This window comes from Mycolicibacterium sp. SMGY-1XX (assembly GCF_059132455.1).
Window position 1 is genome coordinate 4572540 of the sequence record NZ_CP101139.1, and the last position, 15371, is coordinate 4587910.

Consider the following 15371-nt stretch of genomic DNA (forward strand, 5'->3'; position numbering starts at 1 on the left):
TGACAAGCGGCGCCGCCCGGGGACAGCTCTCCGGCGGTCAGAGACGACGAGGTGTACATATGGGCGGGCGACTCGAGGGCAAAGTTGCGTTCATTACCGGCGCAGCGCGAGGTCAGGGCCGCAGTCACGCGGTACGCCTGGCGGAGGAAGGCGCCGACATCATCGCCGTCGACGTGTGCAAGCAGATCAGTTCGGAGAGCCAGATTCCGCCGGCTTCGCCCGAAGACTTGACCGAGACCGCCGATCTGGTCAAGGGCCTGAACCGCCGAATCGTGACCGCGGAGGTGGATGTCCGCGACTACGACGCACTGAAAGCCGCCGTCGACAGCGGTGTGGAACAACTCGGACGCTTGGACATCATCGTGGCCAACGCCGGAATCGGCAACGGCGGCCAGACCCTGGACAAGACCAGTGAGACCGACTGGGACGACATGATCGCCGTCAACCTCTCAGGCGTCTGGAAGTCAGTGAAAGCGGCTGTCCCGCACATTCTCTCAGGCGGCAACGGCGGTTCCATCATCCTCACCAGCTCAGTGGGTGGCCTCAAGCCCTACGCCCACACCGGCCACTACATCGCCGCCAAACATGGCGTGATCGGACTCATGAGGACGTTTGCGGTGGAGCTGGGCCAACATTCCATCCGCGTCAACGCGGTGTGCCCCACCAACGTGAACACGCCCCTGTTCATGAACGAAGGCACAATGAAGCTGTTCCGTCCCGACCTGGAGAACCCGGGCCCCGACGATCTCGCCGTTGCCGCTCAGTTCATGCACGTCCTGCCTGTCGGATGGGTCGAAGCAGTCGACGTAAGCAATGCCGTGCTGTTCCTGGCATCCGACGAATCACGTTACATCACAGGCCTTCCCGTTACCGTTGACGCCGGCAGCATGCTCAAGTAAACGCAAGAACGCGGACATGTATTGCCGGTCGAGGGCACTTCGAGCTGACCCAGCCCCACCGTCATACCGGTCGCGCGCCAGCTACTCGGAGCAACACCTCCGCGAGGGCTGACGGCCGGGAAGGAACGGTGAATGACTGCGCCGTCGCACGGCAAGTCCATCGCCACCCATCGTGGCCTTCGTGCTGCAAGAACGGCGTCAGCAACCCCCAGTACCACGCACCGTGCCAACCCCCGTGCAGCAGGGCGAAGGTTGTCATGCCGGGATCGTGATTATCTCCAAGCCACGACGTACGAGAACGCACGAACCGACCGCAGTGCTTCGGCGGCGTCGTGGAGTTCGAGCACGGCCCAGATGCCGCGCAGTCGTTGACAGAGACTGACTTGGGCGGCGGGCAGCGCGTTCACAGGTGGACAGATCGATCACTGTCGTCGCAGCGGCGGCGATCCCGAATACCGATAGCGGTTGAGGGGTATATGCGTTGGCGCGCAATGCTTCTGCTGCTGCCTATGCCGGGCCGGGTGGTATGCGTTCCTTGCGGCGGTCGATCCGCTGCTACGACGTGGCGGTGATCGCGGATCATCACCCCCGGCACCGTCGCGGCCAACGATCAGGTGCGGAGCGCCGTCAGGTCCAGACGGTGGAGTCCGCGTCCCTGGAGAGGAATCCAGCAATCGATCGAAGTTGACTTCAAAGACATGCTCGCCGGCTTGCTCGGATACCGGAGCAGCACAACCGTCGCACGGCTCCGTTTACAGCTGCCGGCTGCGGGGAGAGCCCGCGGAGACGTCAACGTCGATCCGACGCGCCGTGTGCGCTGGCAGATCTTCCACCGTCACCACCACAACGGGGGTTCCGAAAGCCCCTGAACGGGACTTTTGATGGTGGGCGCGGAGGGTTTCGAACCCCCGACCGCTGGTGTGTAAAACCAGAGCTCTACCACTGAGCTACACGCCCGTGCCGGAGCAGGTTACACGCCGGAAAGCGCGGAAACCAAAACCGGGATCACGACGAAAGGGCCGCCAACGCGTCGACCCACACCCCTTGGTCGCGTGCTTCACCCGGCTGCTTCATCTCGGCGAAGGCGATGGCCCCGGAACGGTCCACCACGAAGGTCCCCCGGTTGGCGACACCGGAGACCTCGTTGAAGACTCCGTAGGCGGAAGCGACGGCGCCGTGCGGCCAGAAATCCGACAGCACGGGAAAAGTGAATCCGCTCTGGCTGGCCCAGATCTTATGGGTGGGCGGCGGCCCGACGGAGATCGCCAATGTCGCGGTGGACTCGTTCTCGTACGACGCGAGGTTGTCCCGGATGGCGTCGAGTTCGCCCTGACAGATCCCGGTGAAGGCCAGCGGAAAGAACACCAGCAGGACGTTCTTGTCCCCGCGGTAGGTGCTCAACGTGACCGACCGGCCGTTCTGGTCCTTCAGGCTGAAGTCCGGCGCGGTGCTCCCGATCGTCAACATCTAGCGGCGGCCGGCTGCCTTCGACTTCGGCTGGACCAAGCGGCTACCGATCCAGTCCCCCAGATTGGCCGACGAGGTCTGCATCAGACCGGCCGTCGGTGCCGACTCGGCGATTTCGGCGGGCTGCACGTGACCGGGTTTGCCGGTCTTGGGCGTCAGCACCCAGATGACACCGTCATCCGCCAACGGCGTGATGGCGTCCATCAGGGCGTCAACCAGGTCACCGTCGTCGTCGCGCCACCACAGCAGCACCACGTCGATGACTTCATCGGCGTCTTCGTCGAGGAGTTCACCGCCGGAGGCTTCCTCGATATCGGCGCGGATGTCGTCGTCGGTGTCCTCGTCCCAGCCCAACTCCTGCACAACCTGCTCTTTTTGGATGCCCAGACTGCGGGCGTAGTTCGCTGCGTTGTCCGCCGCGACCACCGTGGGACCCTCCTTCAACGTCAAATGGCACTGTTCGAGTGCTTATCGTCGCACAACCAGGTGCGACAGGTCACAGAAGCCACTGTGACACCCCGTTCAGTACGACGCATCACACAGATTGAGCGCATTGGACCGGGAATCGTTGAGCCGGGTCACCGCATCGTTGAACTCGCCGGCCGGTACCCGCGCCAGCACGGCCGTCGCCGTCGCCCTGGCCGCGTCCACCCAGGCATTGAGGGCGTCGCGAATCTCCGGCGAAAGAGTGTCGTTGATATCGGCCAGCACCAGGTCAGCGCTGCGATTGAGCGACTCGGCGGCGGGTCCTTCGGTCGCCAGGCCGTCACTGCCGGCGTTCATCGAGTCCACGTAGACGTTCAGCGAGTCGATGGCCTCGGCGCTGCTGGTGCTCATGGTCTCGCAGGCGGCGTGAATGGCCTCGACGGTCAGCGACTCCTGCCGCTGCGACTCGCGGGCACTCGAAGTGGCCACCGAGGCCGACAGCGACTCCGACACCGACGTGCGGTATGCGGGGGCCTGCGAGGCGTCCACCGTGGCGTTACCGCCGGTCACGTTGCTGCAGCCGAGCACCGCGATCAGCACTCCCGCCGCCACGCCCGAGACCAACCGCAGCCGTCCGATCAGCACAGATGCAGACGTTACCGGCTCAGCGGGGCCCCGACCCCGCGAGCATGGGGATCCGCTCGTCGTGAACGATCCAAGTGCGGAAAGATAGGAGAGGTAGGACACCCCCTACGCACCCAATCTAGGAGTAGTGCGTTGACTACCGAGTTCGTGCGCCAGGACCTGGCCCAAAACTCCGGCACCGCAGCTGAACCTGATCGTGTACGTGTGATCAGGGAAGGCGTTGCCTCGTATCTGCCTGACATCGATCCAGAGGAGACCGGCGAATGGCTGGAATCCTTCGACGATCTGGTGTCACGGTCCGGCCCGGCGCGTGCCCGCTATCTGATGTTGCGGCTGCTCGAACGCGCCAGTGAGCAGCGGGTCTCGATTCCTGCTCTGACCTCGACCGATTACGTCAACACCATCCCCACCGAGCTGGAACCCTGGTTCCCCGGTGACGAGGACGTGGAGCGGCGCTACCGCGCCTGGATCCGCTGGAACGCCGCCATCATGGTGCACCGCGCGCAGCGTCCCGGCGTCGGCGTCGGCGGCCACATCTCGACCTACGCGTCCTCGGCCGCGCTGTACGAGGTCGGCTTCAACCACTTCTTCCGCGGTAAGGCCCACCCCGGCGGCGGCGACCAGATCTTCATCCAGGGCCACGCCTCCCCCGGCATCTACGCCCGCGCCTTCCTCGAAGGCCGCCTCACCGCCGATCAGATGGACGGCTTCCGTCAGGAACACAGCCACCCGGGCGGCGGTCTGCCGTCCTACCCGCACCCGCGCCTGATGCCGGACTTCTGGGAGTTCCCCACGGTGTCGATGGGCCTGGGCCCCATGAACGCCATCTACCAGGCCCGCTTCAACCACTACCTGAACGACCGTGGCATCAAGGACACCTCCGACCAGCATGTGTGGGCGTTCCTCGGCGACGGCGAGATGGACGAGCCGGAAAGCCGTGGCCTGATCCAGGTGGCCGCCAACGAGGCCCTGGACAACCTGACCTTCGTCATCAACTGCAACCTGCAGCGTCTCGACGGCCCGGTGCGCGGCAACGGCAAGATCATCCAGGAACTGGAGTCGTTCTTCCGCGGCGCCGGCTGGAACGTCATCAAGGTGGTGTGGGGCCGCGAGTGGGATGCGCTGCTGCACGCCGACCGTGACGGCGCACTGGTGAACCTGATGAACACCACGCCCGACGGTGACTACCAGACCTACAAGGCCAACGACGGCGGCTACGTCCGCGACCACTTCTTCGGCCGGGATCCCCGGACCAAGGCCCTGGTGGACCCGATGACCGATGCCGAGATCTGGAACCTCAAGCGCGGCGGGCACGACTACCGCAAGGTCTACGCCGCCTACCGCGCCGCGATGGAACACAAGGGCCAGCCCACGGTCATCCTCGCCAAGACCATCAAGGGTTACACCCTGGGCAAGCACTTCGAGGGCCGCAACGCCACGCATCAGATGAAAAAGCTTGCGCTGCAAGATCTCAAGGACTTCCGCGACGCCCAGCGCATCCCGATCAAGGACGAGCAGCTCGAAGAGAACCCGTACCTGCCGCCGTACTACCACCCCGGTTCGGACGCTCCGGAGATCCGCTACATGCTGGACCGCCGCCGCGCCCTCGGCGGGTTCCTCCCCGAGCGTCGCACCAAGTCCAAGGTGCTGACGCTGCCGGGTCGCGACGCCTACAAGGCGCTCAAGAAGGGTTCCGGGAATCAGGAGGTCGCCACCACCATGGCGACGGTCCGAACATTCAAGGAACTGTTGCGGGACAAGGAGATCGGCAAGCGGATCGTGCCGATCATCCCCGACGAGGCCCGCACGTTCGGTATGGACTCGTGGTTCCCGAGCCTGAAGATCTACAACCGCAACGGTCAGCTCTACACCGCGGTGGACGCCGAACTGATGCTCGCCTACAAGGAGAGCGAAGTCGGCCAGATCCTGCACGAGGGCATCAACGAAGCCGGATCCACGTCGTCGTTCACCGCGGTGGGCACGTCGTATGCCACCCACAACGAGCCGATGATCCCGATCTACATCTTCTACTCGATGTTCGGGTTCCAGCGCACCGGCGACGGGTTCTGGGCGGCAGCCGACCAGATGGCCAAGGGCTTCGTCCTCGGCGCCACCGCCGGGCGCACCACGCTCACCGGTGAAGGTCTGCAGCACGCCGACGGGCACTCACTGCTGTTGGCGTCCACCAACCCTGCGGTGGCGGCCTACGATCCGGCGTTCGCCTACGAGATCGCCTACATCGTGGAGGACGGCCTCAAGAGGATGTACGGGGAGAACCCGGAGAACATCTTCTACTACATCACCATCTACAACGAGCCGTACGTGCAGCCGGCCGAGCCGGCGGACTTCGATCCCGAGGGCCTGCTGCGCGGCATCTACAAGTACCGGCCGGCCGCGGAGAAGCGCAGCAGCACCGCGCAGATCCTGGCCTCCGGGGTGGCGATGCCGGAAGCGCTGCGGGCGGCCGATCTGTTGGCGGAGAAGTGGGATGTGGCCGCCGACGTCTGGTCGGTGACCAGCTGGGGCGAGCTCAACCGCGACGGTGTGGCTCTCGAGAGGGAGAAGCTGCGCCATCCGGATCGCCAGGCCCGCGAGGCGTATGTGACGACGGCACTGGCCGATTCGGCCGGTCCCGTGGTCGCGGTGTCGGACTGGATGCGGGCGGTGCCCGAGCAGATCCGGCCCTGGGTGCCCGGCACCTATGTGACGCTCGGCGCTGACGGGTTCGGCTTCTCCGACACCCGCCCCGCGGCGCGCCGGTACTTCAACACCGACGCCGAGTCGGTGGTGGTGGCGGTGCTGGAGGCGTTGGCGCGCGACGGCGAGATCGATCCGTCGGTGGCGGTGTCCGCGGCCAAGGAATACAAGATCGACGACGTACTGGCCGCCGGTGTGTCGTTCAAGGACACCGGCAGCGCCTGACACCTCGCCGAGACTGCGGTGAGTGCGCATTTTCCTCCGAGAGCGCGCACTCACCGCATTTCAGCAACGGCTTGTAGCTTCCCGCCAGAAATGAGGCGTAGCTTTTAGCTGTGGCAGACAATCCGTTCCTCGAGCCGCGCTCTCCGCTCGAGATCCTCGAGAGCGTGCCGGAGTCGCTGCGTCGCCGGCTCAAGCAGTACTCGGGACGGTTGGCCACCGAGACCGTGCAGGCCATGCAGGAGCGGTTGCCGTTCTTCGCCGAACTCGAGGCCTCCCAGCGGGCCAGCGTCCAGCTCGTTGTGCAGACCGCGGTGGTCAACTTCGCCGAGTGGCTGCACGACCCCAGCAGCGACGTCGGCTACACCGCCGAGGCGTTCGCCCTCGTACCCCAGGACCTGACCCGCCGGGTGGCGCTGCGCCAGACCGTCGACATGGTGCGGGTCACCACCGAGTTCCTCGAAGAACTGGTGCCGATGCTGGGGCGTAACGACGAGCAGACCAAAGCGCTGACGGTCGGCATCCTGCGTTACAGCCGCGACCTCGCTTTCGCCGCGGCGACGGCCTACGCCGTGGCCGCCGAGTCGCGGGGTGCGTGGGATTCGCGGATGGAGGCCAGCGTCGTCGACGCCGTGGTGCGCGGCGATACCGGGGCCGAACTGTTGTCCCGGGCAGCGGCGCTGAATTGGGACACCACCGCGCCGGCCACCGTCGTCGTCGGAACCCCGCCGCCGGGGCGCGTCCAGCTCGCCAGTGAAGACGTCCGCGCGGTCGCCATTCGGCACGGCCGCGCCGCGCTGACCGACGTGCACGGCACCTATCTCATCGCCATCGTGTCGGGTCAGTTGTCGCGGACCGACAAATTCCTCACCGATCTGCTCAACGCGTTCTCCGACGGTCCGGTGGTCGTCGGACCGACCGCGCCGATGCTCACCGCGGCCTACCACAGCGCCAACGAAGCGATTTCGGGCATGAATGCGGTGGTCGGCTGGTCCGGTGCACCCCGCCCGGTGGCAGCACGCGAGCTCCTGCCAGAACGCGCGCTACAAGGTGACGCCTCGGCCATCGCGGCGCTGCACACCGACGTGATGCGCCCACTCGCCGACGCCGGCCCCGCGCTCACCGAGACCCTGGATGCGTACCTCGACTCGGGCGGAGCCATCGAGGCCTGTGCCCGCCAATTGTTCGTTCATCCAAATACGGTGCGCTACCGCCTCAAGCGCATCGCCGACTTCACCGGACGCGATCCCACCACCCCCCGCGATGCCTATGTCCTGCGCGTAGCCACCACGGTCGGCAGGCTGAACAATCACCAGCAATCGTCCAGCACGGCAAACGCGCTTATGATCCCGGTCACAAAGCAGATCCCACCGGCCCCTGACGCCCCAGGAGTTCTGCGCTAGATCGCGGAACCGTATCGATGAAGTCGCATCACATGCCGTTTTGTAGGCTCCCCACAAAAACCTAAGACAAGGTTCATAATCTCTTACACCGCGCAAAACGGCTCTCACAAGGTTCTCTTAATAACGTGCCCCAAACGCCTATCGCGCTGCTCGCACCCGGCCAGGGTTCGCAGACCCCCGGAATGCTCTCCCCGTGGCTCGACCGGCCCGCCGGTGAAAGCTCGGCCGCCGAGCGCATCGCGTCGTGGTCCGAGATCAGCGGGCTCGACCTCGCCAAGCTCGGCGCCACCGCCACCGCCGAGGAGATCACCGACACCGCGGTCACCCAGCCCCTGGTCGTCGCCGCCACGCTGCTCGCCCATGACGAATTGACGAAGCGCGGCCTGTTCTCGGATTCTGCGCTCGTCATCGCCGGTCACTCCGTCGGTGAGATCGCCGCCTACGCCATCGCCGGTGTCATCTCCGCCGACGACGCGGTGGCCCTGGCCGCCACCCGCGGCGCCGAGATGGCCAAGGCCTGCGCCGAGCAGCCCACCGGCATGTCCGCGATCCTGGGCGGTGACGAAGCCGAGGTGCTGGCCGCTCTCGAGGATCTCGAACTGGTTCCGGCCAACCGCAACGCCGCCGGGCAGATCGTCGCCGCGGGCCGCGTCGAAGCACTGGCCAAGCTCGCCGAGAACCCGCCGGCCAAGGCCCGCGTGCGTCAGCTGGCCACCGCCGGCGCGTTCCACACCCACTTCATGGCCTCGGCCCTGGACGGCTACGCCGCCGCTGCCGCCGCGGTGAGCACCGATGAACCATCGGGCACGCTATTGTCGAACGCCGACGGCCAGCCCGTCGCCTCCGCTGCTGACGCCATGGAGAAGCTCGTGGCTCAGCTGACCAAGCCGGTGCGCTGGGATCTGTGTACGGCGACCATGCGGGACTTGGGTGTCGCGGCGATCGTCGAGTTCCCGCCCGCGGGCACCCTCGCCGGAATCGCCAAACGTGAACTTCGGGGGACGCCGACGCACGCCGTCAAGACCCCCGCAGACCTGGATACGCTCGCCGAGCTCTGACCGCCCGGCCAGCCAGGACAAGCAAGAACAGGACCGAATTCCCGGTCCGACTCCAGAAAATATGAAGGGAGCCACGCAGTGGCCGCCAGCCAGCAGGAAATCATCGCCGGTCTCGCCGAGATCATCGAAGAGGTCACCGGTATCGAGCCGTCCGAGGTGACCCCCGAGAAGAGCTTCGTCGACGACCTGGACATCGACTCGCTGTCGATGGTGGAGATCGCGGTGCAGACCGAGGACAAGTACGGCGTGAAGATCCCCGACGAGGACCTCGCCGGTCTGCGCACCGTGGGTGACGTTGTTGCCTACATCCAGAAGCTCGAGGAAGAGAACCCCGAGGCTGCTGCTGCCCTGCGCGAGAAGTTCTCCGCAGAATGAGCCGGCCTTCCACGGCTAACGGCGGTTTCCCGAGCGTTGTCGTGACCGCCGTCGAGGCCACCACGTCTCTCGCCGCGGACATCGAGAGCACGTGGAAGGGCCTGCTGGCAGGCGAGAGCGGTATCCGCGTCCTCGAAGACGACTTCGTCACCAAGTGGGACCTGCCGGTGCGTATCGGCGGCCACCTCGTCGACGACGTCGACAGCCACATGACCCGCATCGACATGCGCCGCATGTCGTACGTGCAGCGCATGTCGAAGCTGCTGTCGGGACGGCTCTGGGAGAACGCGGGCAAGCCCGAGGTCGACCCGGACCGCTTCGCCGTCATCATCGGCACCGGCCTGGGTGGCGGCGAGAAGATCGTCGAGACCTACGACGCGATGAACGAAGGCGGACCCCGCAAGGTGTCGCCGCTGGCCGTTCAGATGATCATGCCCAACGGTGCGGCGGCGGTCGCCGGTCTGGAACTGGGCGCCCGCGCCGGGGTCATCACCCCGGTGTCGGCGTGTTCGTCCGGCTCGGAGGCCATCGCCCACGGTTGGCGCCAGATCGTCATGGGTGACGCGGACTTCGCCGTGGTCGGCGGCGTGGAAGGCGGCATCGAGGCACTGCCCATCGCGGCGTTCTCGATGATGCGCGCCATGTCGACCCGCAACGACGATCCCGCCGGCGCGTCGCGGCCGTTCGACAAGGACCGTGACGGCTTCGTCTTCGGCGAAGCGGGCGCGATGATGATCATCGAGACCGAGGAACACGCCCTGGCTCGCGGCGCCAAGCCGCTGGCTCGCCTGATGGGCGCCGGCATCACCTCGGACGCGTTCCACATGGTGGCCCCGGCGGCCGACGGCCTGCGTGCCGGCGGTGCCATGAAGCGGGCACTGGAGACCGCGGGTCTGTCCGCCAAGGACATCAACCACGTCAACGCCCACGCCACGGCCACCCCGATCGGCGACACCGCGGAGGCCAACGCCATCCGTGTCGCCGGTGTGGAGCATGCGGCGGTTTACGCGCCGAAGTCCGCGCTGGGCCACTCGATCGGCGCCGTGGGTGCCCTCGAGTCGATCCTCACGGTGCTGGCGCTGCGCGACGGCGTGATCCCCCCGACACTGAACTACGAGACGCCCGACCCCGAGATCGATCTCGATGTCGTTGCGGGTGAGCCTCGGTACGGCGACTTCCAGTACGCCATCAACAACTCGTTCGGTTTCGGTGGACACAATGTCGCTCTGGCCTTTGGTAAGTACTGAGCAATAGAAAGCTGCAGGCAGTAATGGCGGGGTCGAAATTATCGACGGGGGACGGTTTTCCCAACGTCGTTGTCACCGGTTATGCGATGACGACTGCGTTGGCGACCGACGCCGACACCACGTGGAAGAAACTGCTCGACGGTGAGAGTGGCATCCGCACTCTGACCGATCCGTTCGTCGAGGAGTACGACCTCCCGGTGCGCATCGGTGGGCGCCTTCTGGAGGATTTCGACGGCGAGCTGACGCGGGTTGAACTGCGTCGGCTGTCGTACCTGCAGAAGATGTCCACCATCTTGAGCCGCCGGGTGTGGGAACACGCCGGAAGCCCCGAGGTGGACCCCCGCCGCCTGATGGTGTCGATCGGCACCGGAATGGGCTCCACCGAGCAGCTTCTCTTCGCCTACGAGGGCATGAAGGCCAAAGGCCTGAAAGCCGTGTCCCCGTTGGCAGTTCAGATGTACATGCCCAACGCGGCCGCGGCCGCGGTGGGGTTGGAGCGCAAAGCCAGGGCCGGGGTCGTCACCCCGGTCTCGGCTTGCGCCTCCGGCTCCGAAGGTGTTGCCCAGGCCTGGCGCAACATCGTGCTGGGCGAAGCCGACGTCGCCATCTGCGGCGGCGTCGAAACCAGGATCGAGGCCGTGCCGATCGCCGGGTTCGCCCAGATGCGCATCGTGCTGTCGACCACCAATGACGATCCTCCCGGCGCGTGCAAACCGTTCGACAAGGACCGCAACGGGTTCGTCTTCGGCGAGGGCGGCGCTCTGATGGTCATCGAGACCGAAGAGCACGCCAAGGCGCGCGGAGCCACCATCCACGCACGCCTCATGGGTGCGTCCATCACCTCGGACGGCTACCACATCGTGGCTCCCGACCCCAACGGTGAGCAGGCCGGATACGCGATCACGCGCGCCGTCCAGCTCGCGGGGTTGTCCCCGTCGGACATCGATCACGTCAACGCCCATGCCACCGGCACCTCCGTCGGCGACGTCGCCGAGAGCAAGGCCATCAACAACGCCCTCGGCGCTCACAAGCCTGCGGTGTACGCACCCAAGGGCGCCCTGGGCCACTCTGTCGGCGCCGTCGGTGCCGTTGAGTCCATTCTCACAGTCCTCGCGATTCGTGAGGGAATCATCCCGCCGACCCGTAACCTTAAAAACCTCGACCCCGAGATCGACCTCGATGTGGTCGCCGGTTCACCGCGTCCGGGCAACTATGAATACGCCATCAACAATTCATTCGGATTCGGCGGGCACAACGTCGCACTCGCCTTCGGCAAGTACTGACGCAACAAACGCTAGGAGATACCCCATATGACGACCATGGCGCCTGAGGCAGTCAACGAGTCGCTCGACCCCCGCGATCCGCTGCTGCGGTTGAGCACGTTCTTCGACGACGGCACCGTGGAGCTGCTGCACGAGCGTGACCGCTCCGGCGTGCTCGCGGCGGCAGGCACCGTCAATGGGGTGCGCACCATCGCGTTCTGCACCGACGGCACGGTGATGGGCGGCGCCATGGGCGTCGAGGGCTGCGCCCACATCGTCAACGCCTATGACACCGCCATCGAGGAGCAGAGCCCCATTGTGGGCATCTGGCACTCCGGTGGCGCCCGGCTGGCCGAGGGCGTGCGCGCCCTGCATGCCGTCGGCCTGGTGTTCGAGGCGATGATCCGCGCGTCCGGCTTCATCCCCCAGATCTCGGTGGTCGTCGGCTTCGCCGCCGGCGGTGCCGCCTACGGTCCGGCTCTGACCGACGTCATCATCATGGCGCCGGAGAGCAAGGTTTTCGTCACCGGCCCCGATGTGGTGCGCAGTGTCACCGGCGAGGACGTCGACATGGTGTCCCTGGGCGGGCCCGACGCCCACCACAAGAAGTCCGGGGTGTGCCACATCGTCGCCGACGATGAGCTCGACGCCTACGAGCGTGGCCGCCGCCTGGTCGGATTGTTCTGCCAGCAGGGGCATTTCGACCGCACCAAGGCCGAGGCCGGCGACACCGACCTCAAGGCGCTGCTGCCCGAATCGGCCCGGCGCGCCTACGAGGTGCGGCCCCTGATCACCGCCCTGCTCGACGAGGGTGTGCCGTTCGAGGAGTTCCAGTCGCGCTGGGCGCCGTCGATCGTCGTCGGCCTGGGCCGGCTGGCCGGTCGCACGGTCGGTGTGATCGCCAACAACCCGCTGCGCCTGGGCGGTTGCCTGAACTCCGAAAGCGCCGAGAAGTCAGCACGATTCGTGCGCCTGTGCGACGCCTTCGGTATCCCGATCGTGGTGGTCGTCGACGTCCCCGGCTACCTGCCCGGTGTGGATCAGGAGTGGGGCGGCGTGGTCCGTCGCGGCGCCAAGCTGCTGCACGCCTTCGGTGAGGCCACCGTTCCGCGCGTCACGCTGGTGACCCGCAAGATCTACGGCGGCGCCTACATCGCCATGAACTCGCGCTCGCTCGGCGCCACCAAGGTGTTCGCCTGGCCCGAAGCCGAGGTCGCCGTCATGGGCGCCAAGGCCGCCGTCGGCATCCTGCACAAGAAGAAGCTGGCTGCCGCCGCTCCCGAGGAGCGCGAGGCGTTGCACGAGGAACTGGCCGCCGAGCACGAGCGCATCGCCGGTGGGGTGGACTCCGCCATCGAGATCGGTGTCGTGGACGAGAAGATCGACCCCGCCCACACCCGCAGCGTGCTCACCCAGGCGCTGGCCGAAGCGGCTCCCCGCCGCGGCCGGCACAAGAACATCCCGCTGTGACCTGGTGATTTCGGCGCGTTCGTAACCGCTGAGCGGTTACGAACGCGCCGAAATCGCTTCCTGAGCCGCCGCGAAAGCCCGCTGTCGATCCTCGGCCACCAGCCCGATCCGGGTCCGGCGGTCCAAGATGTCGTCGGCGGTCAGCGCGCCCTCATGCGTCACGGCATATTCGAATTCAGCGCGCAGCACGTCGACTCCGTCGGCCACCGGGTCCGTCGGGCGCTCGCAGGTGGCCAGTGCGATCACCTTCGCCGCCTCCGCACCGAAACGCGCCACCAGCGACGGCGGCAGCCCGCGATCGAGGGCACCGGCGCCGACCAGCGGCAGGTCCTGCGTACGGCACGGCCCAGCCGCCAACCCGCGTAGCGCCACAGCCCGGTTCAGGACGTCCTCGGCCATGTACCGGTATTCGGTGAGCTTGCCGCCGACCACGCTGACCACTCCGGACGACGATTCCAGCACCGCATGGTCTCGGGAGATGTCGGCGGTGTGCTGTGCCTTTTCCCGGGGTCGCTTCGCTCCGGGCCTGCGATCCCCCGTTGGCTCCAGCAATGGACGCAGGCCGGCGTAGGACCCGCGCACATCATCGGTGGTCAGCTGCGTGTCCAGCGCGGTGTTCACCGTGTCGAGCAGGAAGTCGATCTCCGCGGGAGTTGCTTGCGGCACATCGGGTATCGGCCCCGGCGCGTCTTCGTCAGTGAGCCCCAGATACACCCGGCCCAGCTGTTCAGGCATCGCGAACACAAAGCGGTTCAGCTCGCCCGGAATGGGAATGGTCAGCGCCGCAACAGGATTGCCGAAGGCGCGCGCGTCGAACACCAGATGTGTTCCGCGGCTGGGCCGCAGCTTCAGCCCGGCATCGACCTCCCCCGCCCACACCCCGGTGGCATTGATGACCGCGCGCGCCCGCACGTGCATCGTGGCGCCGCCGCGACCATCGACCAGCGTGGCCGAGTCGCCGGTGACCTCGGTGGCCGCCACCCGGGTGAGAATGCGGGCGCCGTGCTGGGCGGCGGTGCGCGCCACGGCCGTCACCAGCCGCGCATCGTCGATCAACTGTCCGTCATAGGCCAGCAGTGCGCCGGCCAGGCCGGACCTGCGCACCGTGGGCGCCAGCTCCATCGCTCGGGCCGCCGGCACCCGCCCCGACCGCGGCAGTACGGAAGCCGGTGTGCCCGCCAACCGGCGCAACCCGTCGCCGGCCAGGAAGCCCACCCGCACCAGCGCCCGCTCGGCCCTGCCCATCGACGGTAACAGCGGCACCAGCTGCGGCATGGCCGTCACCAGGTGAGGAGCGGTGCGCGTCATCAGGATTCCGCGTTCGATCGCGCTGCGCCGGGCAATCCCGATGTTGCCGGTGGCCAGATAGCGCAGCCCGCCGTGCACCAGCTTGGAGCTCCATCGGCTGGTGCCGAACGCCAGGTCGTGTTTCTCCACCAGCGCCACCGACAACCCACGCGAGGCGGCATCCAGTGCGATGCCTGCGCCGGTGATTCCGCCGCCGATCACCAGCACATCCACTGTCGCAGAGGACAACTCGTCGAGTTCACGAGCGCGTCGAGAGGCGTTCAGCGCTGCCCGGTCGGCCATCAGCGCAGGTATCCGTTCAAGGTGTGGGTCAGCTCGGCGGCCAATGCGTCGGCGGGCAGAATCGGCTCGACGATCTGCCCCGACTGGATGGTGGACTGCGCGATCAGCAGCACCATCGCGGCGAGCTGGACGGCGTCACCGGGGCGGACGCTGCCACCGGCCTGCGCCACCGCCAGGTCGGCGGCCAGCGCGTCGATGAGGATCTGCTGGCTGGTGCCCAGCCGCTCCGCGATATACACCATCGCCATCTCCGGCGCGGAATGCAGCACCGCGGTGATCAGGTCGTCGTCGCGCAGACGCTGGGCAACGGCCACCACCCGCTCCACGATCGCGGCGCGGTCGGTGCCGCCGCGCGGGATGTCGCGCAGGACGCCGGTGATCCTGCGGGTGAGCAGGGCCGCCAGGACCGACTGGGTGTCGGGCCAGCGGCGGTAGATGGTGGGACGGCTGACGCGGGCGCGGCGGGCGATCTCGGCCAGGGTCACGCGGTCGATGCCGTAATCCCGCACGCAACTGGCCGCGGCAGCGAGGATCCGGTCCTCGATCCCTGCCGATTCGGCAACAGAATTACTGATTGACAACATCTGTAATACTGTAACTCATGATTCGT

Annotated in this window: 13 protein-coding genes and 1 tRNA gene; 8 read left to right on the forward strand and 6 right to left on the reverse strand. The window is 66.8% G+C overall.

Features of this window, described 5'->3' with window-relative positions:
- The first annotated feature begins 59 nt into the window (after nucleotides 1-59).
- Nucleotides 60-899, forward strand: coding sequence for a mycofactocin-coupled SDR family oxidoreductase (locus NL241_RS22035; RefSeq protein ID WP_494395026.1), 840 nt, complete (start codon nucleotides 60-62; stop codon nucleotides 897-899).
- Between the two features lie 882 nt (nucleotides 900-1781).
- Here NL241_RS22035 and NL241_RS22040 read toward each other — a convergent pair.
- The 4 genes from NL241_RS22040 to NL241_RS22055 form a co-directional block, all read right to left on the reverse strand.
- Nucleotides 1782-1856, reverse strand: a tRNA-Val gene (locus NL241_RS22040).
- A gap of 48 nt (nucleotides 1857-1904) precedes the next feature.
- Nucleotides 1905-2366: a peroxiredoxin gene (locus NL241_RS22045; RefSeq protein WP_494395027.1), complete on the reverse strand. Its 462-nt coding sequence runs from the start codon at nucleotides 2364-2366 to the stop codon at nucleotides 1905-1907.
- Nucleotides 2367-2792 (reverse strand): DUF3052 domain-containing protein, encoded by a 426-nt coding sequence (locus NL241_RS22050; protein WP_487688154.1) that lies wholly within the window; start codon nucleotides 2790-2792, stop codon nucleotides 2367-2369.
- A gap of 96 nt (nucleotides 2793-2888) precedes the next feature.
- A complete protein-coding gene (locus NL241_RS22055; protein ID WP_494395028.1) occupies nucleotides 2889-3437 on the reverse strand; it encodes an Rv2240c family protein in 549 nt (182 codons plus the stop codon).
- 132 nt (nucleotides 3438-3569) lie between these two features.
- On the opposite strand from NL241_RS22055, the gene aceE reads away from it, so the two are divergent.
- From aceE to NL241_RS22090, 7 genes are all read left to right on the forward strand, one after another.
- A complete protein-coding gene (gene aceE, locus NL241_RS22060; protein ID WP_487687882.1) occupies nucleotides 3570-6359 on the forward strand; it encodes a pyruvate dehydrogenase (acetyl-transferring), homodimeric type in 2790 nt (929 codons plus the stop codon).
- A 110-nt stretch (nucleotides 6360-6469) separates the two neighbouring features.
- Complete coding sequence (locus NL241_RS22065; protein WP_487687880.1) at nucleotides 6470-7759, forward strand: PucR family transcriptional regulator; 1290 nt, start codon at nucleotides 6470-6472, stop codon at nucleotides 7757-7759.
- Between the two features lie 125 nt (nucleotides 7760-7884).
- Nucleotides 7885-8817 (forward strand): ACP S-malonyltransferase, encoded by a 933-nt coding sequence (locus NL241_RS22070; RefSeq protein WP_494395029.1) that lies wholly within the window; start codon nucleotides 7885-7887, stop codon nucleotides 8815-8817.
- A 78-nt stretch (nucleotides 8818-8895) separates the two neighbouring features.
- Nucleotides 8896-9192 carry a meromycolate extension acyl carrier protein AcpM gene (acpM, locus tag NL241_RS22075; protein WP_487687878.1) on the forward strand — a complete coding sequence of 99 codons (297 nt, stop codon included), beginning with the start codon at nucleotides 8896-8898 and terminating at the stop codon, nucleotides 9190-9192.
- The gene (gene kasA, locus NL241_RS22080) at nucleotides 9189-10439 is read left to right on the forward strand and encodes a 3-oxoacyl-ACP synthase KasA (RefSeq protein ID WP_487687876.1); all 1251 of its coding nucleotides are present in this window, start codon (nucleotides 9189-9191) and stop codon (nucleotides 10437-10439) included. The genes acpM and kasA overlap by 4 nt, the downstream gene beginning before the upstream one ends.
- Nucleotides 10440-10462: 23 nt before the next feature.
- Complete coding sequence (gene kasB, locus NL241_RS22085) at nucleotides 10463-11722, forward strand: 3-oxoacyl-ACP synthase KasB (protein ID WP_494395030.1); 1260 nt, start codon at nucleotides 10463-10465, stop codon at nucleotides 11720-11722.
- A gap of 27 nt (nucleotides 11723-11749) precedes the next feature.
- The gene (locus NL241_RS22090) at nucleotides 11750-13171 is read left to right on the forward strand and encodes an acyl-CoA carboxylase subunit beta (RefSeq protein ID WP_487687870.1); all 1422 of its coding nucleotides are present in this window, start codon (nucleotides 11750-11752) and stop codon (nucleotides 13169-13171) included.
- Between the two features lie 36 nt (nucleotides 13172-13207).
- Here the strand turns inward: NL241_RS22090 and NL241_RS22095 are convergent, their stop codons facing one another.
- Both NL241_RS22095 and NL241_RS22100 read right to left on the reverse strand, forming a co-directional pair.
- On the reverse strand, nucleotides 13208-14761 hold the full coding sequence (locus NL241_RS22095) for a glycerol-3-phosphate dehydrogenase/oxidase (protein WP_494395031.1): 1554 nt from the start codon (nucleotides 14759-14761) through the stop codon (nucleotides 13208-13210).
- The gene (locus tag NL241_RS22100) at nucleotides 14761-15345 is read right to left on the reverse strand and encodes a TetR/AcrR family transcriptional regulator (protein ID WP_487687865.1); all 585 of its coding nucleotides are present in this window, start codon (nucleotides 15343-15345) and stop codon (nucleotides 14761-14763) included. The genes NL241_RS22095 and NL241_RS22100 overlap by 1 nt, the downstream gene beginning before the upstream one ends.
- Nucleotides 15346-15371 lie beyond the last annotated feature (26 nt).